Consider the following 7,687-nt stretch of genomic DNA (forward strand, 5'->3'; position numbering starts at 1 on the left):
GTCACCGCGAATACCGGCTCGGCTAGGGTTACCGACATGGTCACCGGTTCCACCAGCAACGACGACGTGTGGCTGGTGATCCCCGTCTTCAACGAGGGACAGGTGATCCGGGAGGTGGCGGCGAACGCCGCGAAGACCTTCCCCAACATCGTCTGCGTGGACGACGGCTCATCCGACGATTCGGCCGACGAGATCCGCGCGGCCGGCGTGCACCTCGTGCGACATCCGGTGAACCTGGGTCAGGGCGCCGCCATCCAGACCGGCGTGGAGTTCGCGCGGGCGCGGCCGGGGGCGCGGTACTTCGTCACCTTCGACGCCGACGGTCAGCACCAGGTCGAGGACGTGGTGGCAATGGTCTCCCGGCTGCGCACCGAACCGATCGACATCATCGTCGGGACCCGGTTCGCCGAGGGCCGCAGCGAGTCGGTACCCCTTGTGCGTCGCATGGCGTTGCGCACCATCGTCTTCCTGAGCCCCCGCACCCGACGCCTCGGCCTCACCGATGCCCACAACGGGCTACGCGCCTTCAACAAGACGGTCGCCGACCAGCTCGACCTGCTGATGAACGGGATGAGTCACGCCTCGGAGTTCGTCACGCTCATCGACCACCATCACTGGCGGGTCGCCGAACAACCGGTCACGATCCTCTACACCGACTACTCACGGGCCAAGGGACAGTCACTGATCAACGGCGTGAACATCGTCGCCGACGGTCTGCTGCACACCCGGATGAGGAAGTGAGCGCGATGATCTGGTTCCAGATCCTGGCGATCCTCGGGATCGTGGCGCTGGTCGCGTTCTTCATCGTCCACCGCGGCACCGCCCGCGCCTCGGCCTGGGTGAAGTTGCTGTTCGTGGCCTTCGTCGGATTCGGCGTCTACGCGATGCTGCGGCAGGACGACGTCACGTGGGTGGCCAACAAACTCGGCATCCAGCGCGGCCTCGACCTCGTGTTGTTCCTGCTCGTGATCGCCTTCGCGTTCACCACGATCTCGACCTATCTGCGGTTCCGGGAGCTCGAGATCAAATACGCCCGGCTAGCCCGCGCCGTCGCGCTGCAAGCCGCCGAGCGGGAAAACCCCAAATCCTAGCGAGACCCTTGCCTCTACGTATACGTCTACATATAGTTAGGGCGTGCCCAACAAAACCATCTACGTCTCCGACGAGGACATGTCGATCCTGAATCGCGCCCAAGAGGTGTCTGGCGGCAATCTGTCCGGCGTCATCGTCGAGGCACTGCGTGCATTCGTCCGGGCCGCCGACTACCACGACGCCGGATTCGACGAGGTCGTGCTACGCGACGGACCCGACGGGGTGCGGCGAAAACGCTTCTTCGGCCGACTGCTCGCCGCCGGCGTCGACTGGGACCCCGACACCGGCAACGCGACCGAGCGCCGGGCGTACGAGGGCCGCAGCGGCAGGCTGGTGCTCAGCGTGCACCACGTCGACTGGGCGCACTACCCCACCAAACGGACCCTACCGACCGGCAACCTACTCAAGGACCTGACCGGAATCCACAGCTTGCGGAGCCTTTTCACCGCGGACCTCCCGGAGTGGGGCGACTACACGGTCCATGTCGTCGACTCCACCGAAGCATTGAAAGACCTCGTACCGGAAAGGTTCTACCGGCGGGTCGTCGCCGCACGACGACCCGATGTCGAGGATCTCGACGTGTAGCTCCCCGCAACCCGACCCGTAGACACCCACCCGACCCCGACGCCACCGAGAAGGGACAGGCGTCTACCAAAACATGCACATATGCGCATGTCACTATATGAAAGGCGTCTGTCATGTCGTCCCCCGGACCCGCGATCTCGGCCGCTCGACTGAGCAAGTCGTTCGGCGACAACACCGTTCTCGACGGTATCGACATCTCCGTTCCGGCCGGGACGATGTACGCGCTCCTCGGCCCCAACGGGGCCGGCAAGACGACCGTGGTGCGGATCCTGGCCGGACTGTGCCGAGCCGACGCCGGCGACATCCGGGTCGCCGGCGCCGACCCGCGCACCGAGCGCGACGCGATGTCCACCACCATCGGGCTGACCGGCCAGTTCACCGCCGTCGACACCCAGCTGACCGGTCGCGAAAACCTCACTCTCGTCGCACGCCTGCTGCACCTGCACAAGACCGCGGTCCGAACCCGGGTCGCGGCACTGCTCGACGAGTTCGACCTCACCGGGGCTGCCGACCGCCGCGTCGGGGAGTACTCGGGCGGGATGACGCGCCGACTCGATCTCGCGATGACCCTCGTCGGACGGCCGTCGATCATCTTCCTCGACGAACCGACCACCGGACTCGATCCGCGGTCACGCCACGCGGTCTGGAACGCGGTGCGCAGGCTCGTCGACGAGGGCGCCACGGTGTTTCTCACCACCCAATACCTCGACGAGGCCGACCACCTCGCCGACCACATCGCGGTTCTCGACCACGGACGTATCGTCGCCGAGGGCACCGCCGACGAACTCAAACGCCTCGTCCCCGGCGCTCACGTGCGCCTCGAATTCGCTGATGCGGGCGACTTCTTTCGCGCAGTGCGCATCTTCGGATCGGCGATACCCGACGAGGACGCGTTCGCTCTGGACATCCCCGGCGACGCGGGTGTCGACGCATTACGCGAGATCCTCGCGGCACTCGACGCCGCCGGACTCGACGTGTCGCGGCTCTCCGTCCACACCCCGGACCTCGACGACGTGTTCCTCACCCTCACCGGCCGCCCCGCGGCCTGACATCCAACCCCCGGAGCAGGACATGACTCTCTCGTATACGGTGACCGACTCGACGATCATGGTGCGCCGCAATCTCCTTCGACTTCAGCGCTATCCCGCGATGGTGTTCTCGATCATCGTGATGCCCGTGGTGATCCTGTTGATGATGACGTACTTCTTCGGCGGCGCGATCGGCGCGGCGCTGCCCGGCTCGGGGCCGCCACACGGCGAGTATGTCAACTACCTCGTGCCCGGTCTGATGCTGTTCATTCCCGCGTACCTCACCGTGTCGGTGGCCGTCGCGGTCAATCAGGACGTCACCACCGGCTTCATCAACCGGTTGCGGTCGATGGCCACACCGCCGACGGCGATTCTGGCCGGACACGTCGTCGGGGCGCTGATCCAGGGTGTGATCGGGCTCGCTGCATTGCTGATGACCGCCTTCGTGGTCGGCTTCCGGCCGTCCGCCGGCGCGCTGCAATGGGCTGCGGCACTGGGCTTGCTGGGATTCATGGCGATTGGGATGGTGTGGTTCGCCGTCGCGCTCGGCGTCATCGCGCGCAGCCCGGAGAGTGCCTCGAACATGCCCCTGCCCCTACTGCTCCTGCCCTACCTCGGCAGCGGGCTCGTGCCGACCGACAGCATGCCCACCGGGGTCCGCCAGTTCGCCGAGTATCAGCCCTTCAGCCCGATCGCGGACACCCTTCGCGGACTGCTGATGGGGACCGGCGCCGGCGGTGTCTGGCCGTGGGCCGTGGGCTGGTGCGCGCTGTTCGCGGTCGGTGGATATCTGTGGGCCGTAACCGCATTTCGTCGTTCGACCGAGGGCTGACGATCCTCGCCGGCGGGGCCGTTCAGGACTCCGCGAGCGCGCGCAGGTAGGCCGTGACATCGGCGTGGTCGGGCAACAGACCAGACTCCCGCGCCTCGGACAGACCCGGTGCGTCGGTGTCCTTGGCGGACAGTTCATATTCCAGCGCCGAACCGTCGCGCGCGGTCGTCGGCCACTCGATACCCAACTCCTCGTCGAGCGGGTTGATGCCGTGTTCGGCACCGGGGTTGTAACCGGTCGAGCAGAGATAGGTGACCGTCGAGCCGTCGGCGAGCGAACAGAATGCGTGGCCCAGACCCTCGGACAGGTAGACCGCGCGACGGTCCACGTCGTCGAGCAGCACGGTGTCGTACGTGCCGAATGTCGGCGAGCCGACCCGGATGTCGACGATGACGTCGAGGATCGCACCGGACGGGCAGGTCACGTACTTGGCCTGTCCTGGTGGCACATCCGCGAAGTGCACACCGCGCAGCACCCCGGCCGCGGACACCGAGAGGTTCACCTGTGCGAGGTCGAGACGGTGACCGATGGCCTCGGCGAGCAGGTCGGCCTTGAACACCTCCGCGAACAGCCCACGGGCGTCCCCGTGTTGGACGGGCGTCAGTTCCCAGGCACCGTCGATCGCCAGCGGTCGGAGTTTCATCGATTCCCCTCTGATTTCAGTTGTCGCGGCCGCGGGCCAGCAGTTCGAGCAGATAGTCGCCGTACCCGGACTTGCGGAGTTTCTCGGCGCGGGCACGTAATTCGTCGTCGCCGATGAACCCTCGACGCCACGCGATCTCCTCGGGCACCGCGATCTTGAGGCCCTGACGCTGTTCGACGGTACGCACGAAGTTGCCGGCGTCGAGCAACGAATCGAAGGTGCCGGTGTCGAGCCAGGCGGTGCCGCGGGGCAGCACCTTCACCGCGAGTTTGCCGCGCTGCAGGTAGTGGGCGTTGACGTCGGTGATCTCGTATTCCCCACGCGCGCTCGGCTTGAGGTTGCGGGCGATCTCGACGACATCGTTGTCGTAGAAGTACAGGCCCGGCACCGCGTAATGCGACTTGGGATTCTCGGGCTTCTCCTCCAACGAGATCGCGGTCCCCTGCTCGTCGAAATCGACAACACCGTAGGCGCTGGGATTGGCCACCCAATACGCGAAGACGGCACCGCCGTCGACGTTCTCGAAACCCTGCAACTGTGTACCCAGACCGGGTCCGTAGAAGATGTTGTCGCCGAGAACGAGTGCCACCGAATCGTCGCCGATGTGGTCGGCACCGAGGACGAAGGCCTGCGCGAGGCCGTCCGGCGACGGCTGCGTCACATACGTCAGGTTGATGCCGAACTGGTCGCCGGTGCCGAGCAGCCCATGGAAGGCGGCGCTGTCCTGGGGGGTGGTGATGATGAGGATGTCGCGGATGCCGGCGAGCATCAGCGTGGAGAGCGGGTAGTAGATCATCGGCTTGTCGTAGACGGGGACCAACTGTTTGCTGACGCCCTGGGTGATCGGGTGCAGCCGGGTCCCCGTGCCGCCTGCCAGGATGATGCCGCGCATAGCTCACAGCCTACGATCGGCGCTCGTCGCGACGCCACCGGTAAGGTGAGCGGCGTTCTCGCGAAAGGGGTGCGATCATGCGGGTCCTGGTGACCGGTGGCGCCGGGTTCATCGGCGCCAACTTCGTGCTGCGCACGCTGGTGCAGCGGCCCGACGTCGAGATCACCGTGCTCGACAAGCTCACCTATGCCGCCAACCCGGCGACGCTGGCGCCCGTCGCCGACCGCATCGACCTGGTCAAGGGCGACATCGCCGACGCGGATCTGGTCGACTCGCTGGTCGGCGCCACCGACCTGGTGGTGCACTTCGCCGCCGAGTCCCACAACGACAACTCTTTGGCCGACCCGTCGGCGTTCGTGCACACCAACCTGGTCGGCACCTACTCGCTGCTGGAGGCGGTGCGCCGCCACGACGTGCGCTACCACCACATCAGCACCGACGAGGTCTACGGCGACCTCGACCTCGACGAGCCGTCCCGGTTCACCGAGGACACCGCCTACAACCCGTCGAGCCCCTATTCCTCCACCAAGGCCGGCAGCGACCTGCTCGTGCGCGCCTGGGTGCGGTCGTTCGGGGTGCGCGCCACCATCTCCAACTGCTCCAACAACTACGGCCCGTACCAGCACATCGAGAAGTTCATCCCCCGCCAGATCACCAACGTGCTCGCCGGGCTGCGCCCCAAGCTCTACGGCGACGGCCGCAACGTGCGGGACTGGATCCACGTCGACGACCACAACGACGCCGTGTGGACCATCATCGACACAGGTCAGATCGGCGAGACCTACCTGATCGGCGCCGACGGCGAGGTCGACAACCGCACCGTCGTCGAAACCATCCTGGAACTGCTCGGACAACCCAGAGACGCGTTCGACTTCGTCACCGACCGCCCCGGCCACGACCGCCGCTACGCCATCGACTCCACCCGGCTGCGCACCGAACTGGGCTGGCGCCCGAACTACGTCGACTTCCGCTCCGGGCTCGCCGCGACCATCGACTGGTACCGCGACCACCCCGACTGGTGGCAACCCGCCAAACAGGGCGTCGAACAGACCTACGCCGCCACCGAAAAGGTCATCGGCTGAGGCAGCGGTCCACTGTGTCCTAGAAACCCGCGAGCGGCACCACACGGTCGAGGAAGTCGACCTGATCGGCGACGGCCTCCTCGAAGGCATCCCCGACGTAGATGTCGAAATGACCCGTCGGGTAGCGCAGGAGCTGCGTCGTCGGGCCGCGACGGGCGTAGCGCACCGTCTGGCGGGCCGGGGCGACCGAATCGTCGTCGCAGACGCAGACCAGCACCGGGCAGCGCAGTTCCGCCAGCACCCGGCCCGGATGATGGAACGGGATCTGCAGGCCCACCCGGGCGGCGACCTCGTTGACGAACGGATATCCCTGCGGCACCAAACCCAGGTAGCCCGGCGCCGCATCGGGGGCCGTCATCAGCGCCGACTCGTGTGGCCGGCCCACCAGCCCGATCATCACCGGTTTCCGGCGCACCGCCGCCGCGGCGACGTCGGCGATTCCTCGCGCGGTCACCTTGAGCGCGGTGCGGGGGTCGAGTGCCAGCACCGACGCGGTACCGCTGGTGAACGGGCACTGGGCGATGACCGCCGCGACCCGACCGTCGCGGGCCGCGGCCACCATCGCGTGCCCGCCGCCGAAGGACGATCCCCAACACACCACGCGGGTGGCGTCGACCGCATCGATGCTGCGGGCGTAGGCGATGGCCGCCGCCCAGTCGTCGAGTTGTCGTGGGATGGACAGCAGTTGGCGGGGCCGGCCGTCGCTGTCCCCGAAATGCCGGTAGTCGAAGACGAGGCACGCGTAGCCCGCGTCGCAGAATCGCTCGGCGAAGGCGTCGAGCCCCATCTCCTTCACGGCGCCGAGTCCGTGGCCCATCACCACGACCGGCGGTTTCGGGGCATCCCCGTCGGGAAGATAAAGCCATCCCCGGCACCTGTCGGTTCCGGAGCGGAACTCGATATCTGACCGGGTCACACGCCGACCGTATCGGGTGGGACTTGAGGTGAACAACACAGGTACCCGACGGCGGATCTCCAGGATCGGCGCCTACCGTGTTTCTCATGCGCGTACTCGTCAGCGGCGGCGCGGGCTACATCGGCTCGCATACCGTGGTCCGCCTCGCCGAAGCCGGCCACGACGTGGTGGTTGTCGATGATTTCAGCAATGCCAAACCGACGGTGGTCTCCCGGCTCGAGGCGCTGACCGGGACACCGATTCCGGTGCACGCGTTCGACCTCGCCGACGTCGACAAGACCGAGCACCTGTTCGCTCACGAACACATCGACGCGGTGATCCACTTCGCCGGATTCAAGGCCGTCGGCGAATCGGTGGCCAAACCGCTCGACTACTACCAGAACAATCTCGGCAGCACCTTCTCGTTGTTGCGGGCGATGGGCCGCCACGACGTGCGCACACTGGTGTTCTCGTCGTCGGCGACCGTGTACGGCGCCGAGCCGCAACTGCCGATGACCGAGGACCTGCCGACCTCGGCCACCAACCCGTACGGCTGGACGAAGGTGATGATCGAGCAGGTCCTGCGCGATGTCGCCGCCGCCGACGACCGGTGGCGGATCGCGGCGCTGCGCTACTTC

Annotated in this window: 10 protein-coding genes; 7 read left to right on the forward strand and 3 right to left on the reverse strand. The window is 66.8% G+C overall.

The window, feature by feature from the left end:
* The first annotated feature begins 36 nt into the window (after positions 1-36).
* The 5 genes from ppgS (at position 37) to GORHZ_RS06110 (ending at position 3,537) form a co-directional block, all read left to right on the forward strand.
* A complete protein-coding gene (gene ppgS, locus GORHZ_RS06090; protein ID WP_006331291.1) occupies positions 37-741 on the forward strand; it encodes a polyprenyl-phospho-N-acetylgalactosaminyl synthase PpgS in 705 nt (234 codons plus the stop codon).
* A gap of 5 nt (positions 742-746) precedes the next feature.
* Positions 747-1,091 carry a DUF2304 domain-containing protein gene (locus GORHZ_RS06095; protein WP_006331292.1) on the forward strand — a complete coding sequence of 115 codons (345 nt, stop codon included), beginning with the start codon at positions 747-749 and terminating at the stop codon, positions 1,089-1,091.
* Positions 1,092-1,134: 43 nt separating this feature from the next.
* Complete coding sequence (locus GORHZ_RS06100; RefSeq protein ID WP_006331293.1) at positions 1,135-1,677, forward strand: EXLDI protein; 543 nt, start codon at positions 1,135-1,137, stop codon at positions 1,675-1,677.
* A gap of 113 nt (positions 1,678-1,790) precedes the next feature.
* A complete protein-coding gene (locus GORHZ_RS06105; protein WP_006331294.1) occupies positions 1,791-2,726 on the forward strand; it encodes an ATP-binding cassette domain-containing protein in 936 nt (311 codons plus the stop codon).
* Positions 2,727-2,748: 22 nt separating this feature from the next.
* Complete coding sequence (locus GORHZ_RS06110; RefSeq protein ID WP_006331295.1) at positions 2,749-3,537, forward strand: ABC transporter permease; 789 nt, start codon at positions 2,749-2,751, stop codon at positions 3,535-3,537.
* A 22-nt stretch (positions 3,538-3,559) separates the two neighbouring features.
* Here GORHZ_RS06110 and GORHZ_RS06115 read toward each other — a convergent pair whose 3' ends face one another.
* Both GORHZ_RS06115 and rfbA read right to left on the reverse strand, forming a co-directional pair.
* On the reverse strand, positions 3,560-4,180 hold the full coding sequence (locus GORHZ_RS06115; RefSeq protein WP_006331296.1) for a dTDP-4-dehydrorhamnose 3,5-epimerase family protein: 621 nt from the start codon (positions 4,178-4,180) through the stop codon (positions 3,560-3,562).
* 16 nt (positions 4,181-4,196) lie between these two features.
* Positions 4,197-5,072, reverse strand: a complete 876-nt coding sequence (gene rfbA, locus GORHZ_RS06120; protein WP_006331297.1) for a glucose-1-phosphate thymidylyltransferase RfbA — start codon at positions 5,070-5,072, stop codon at positions 4,197-4,199.
* Positions 5,073-5,149: 77 nt separating this feature from the next.
* Here rfbA and rfbB point away from each other — a divergent pair, with 77 nt between their 5' ends.
* Positions 5,150-6,154: a dTDP-glucose 4,6-dehydratase gene (rfbB, locus tag GORHZ_RS06125; RefSeq protein ID WP_006331298.1), complete on the forward strand. Its 1,005-nt coding sequence runs from the start codon at positions 5,150-5,152 to the stop codon at positions 6,152-6,154.
* A gap of 19 nt (positions 6,155-6,173) precedes the next feature.
* Here the strand turns inward: rfbB and GORHZ_RS06130 are convergent, their stop codons facing one another.
* Positions 6,174-7,127: an alpha/beta hydrolase gene (locus tag GORHZ_RS06130; RefSeq protein ID WP_304607976.1), complete on the reverse strand. Its 954-nt coding sequence runs from the start codon at positions 7,125-7,127 to the stop codon at positions 6,174-6,176.
* Between the two features lie 29 nt (positions 7,128-7,156).
* On the opposite strand from GORHZ_RS06130, the gene GORHZ_RS06135 reads away from it, so the two are divergent.
* On the forward strand, positions 7,157-7,687 hold a 531-nt coding region (locus GORHZ_RS06135), incomplete at its 3' end, for an SDR family NAD(P)-dependent oxidoreductase (RefSeq protein ID WP_040530383.1).

The organism is Gordonia rhizosphera NBRC 16068, from assembly GCF_000298195.1.
GTDB lineage: Bacteria > Actinomycetota > Actinomycetes > Mycobacteriales > Mycobacteriaceae > Gordonia > Gordonia rhizosphera.

Bases quoted from the DNA above. Each gene is read 5' to 3' on its own strand.
- ppgS (WP_006331291.1), top strand. From the start codon at position 37: ATGGTCACCGGTTCCACCAGCAACGACGACGTGTGGCTGGTGATCCCC.
- GORHZ_RS06095 (WP_006331292.1), top strand. From the start codon at position 747: ATGATCTGGTTCCAGATCCTGGCGATCCTCGGGATCGTGGCGCTGGTC.
- GORHZ_RS06105 (WP_006331294.1), top strand. From the start codon at position 1,791: ATGTCGTCCCCCGGACCCGCGATCTCGGCCGCTCGACTGAGCAAGTCG.
- GORHZ_RS06110 (WP_006331295.1), top strand. From the start codon at position 2,749: ATGACTCTCTCGTATACGGTGACCGACTCGACGATCATGGTGCGCCGC.
- GORHZ_RS06115 (WP_006331296.1), bottom strand. From the start codon at position 4,180: ATGAAACTCCGACCGCTGGCGATCGACGGTGCCTGGGAACTGACGCCC.
- rfbA (WP_006331297.1), bottom strand. From the start codon at position 5,072: ATGCGCGGCATCATCCTGGCAGGCGGCACGGGGACCCGGCTGCACCCG.
- rfbB (WP_006331298.1), top strand. From the start codon at position 5,150: ATGCGGGTCCTGGTGACCGGTGGCGCCGGGTTCATCGGCGCCAACTTC.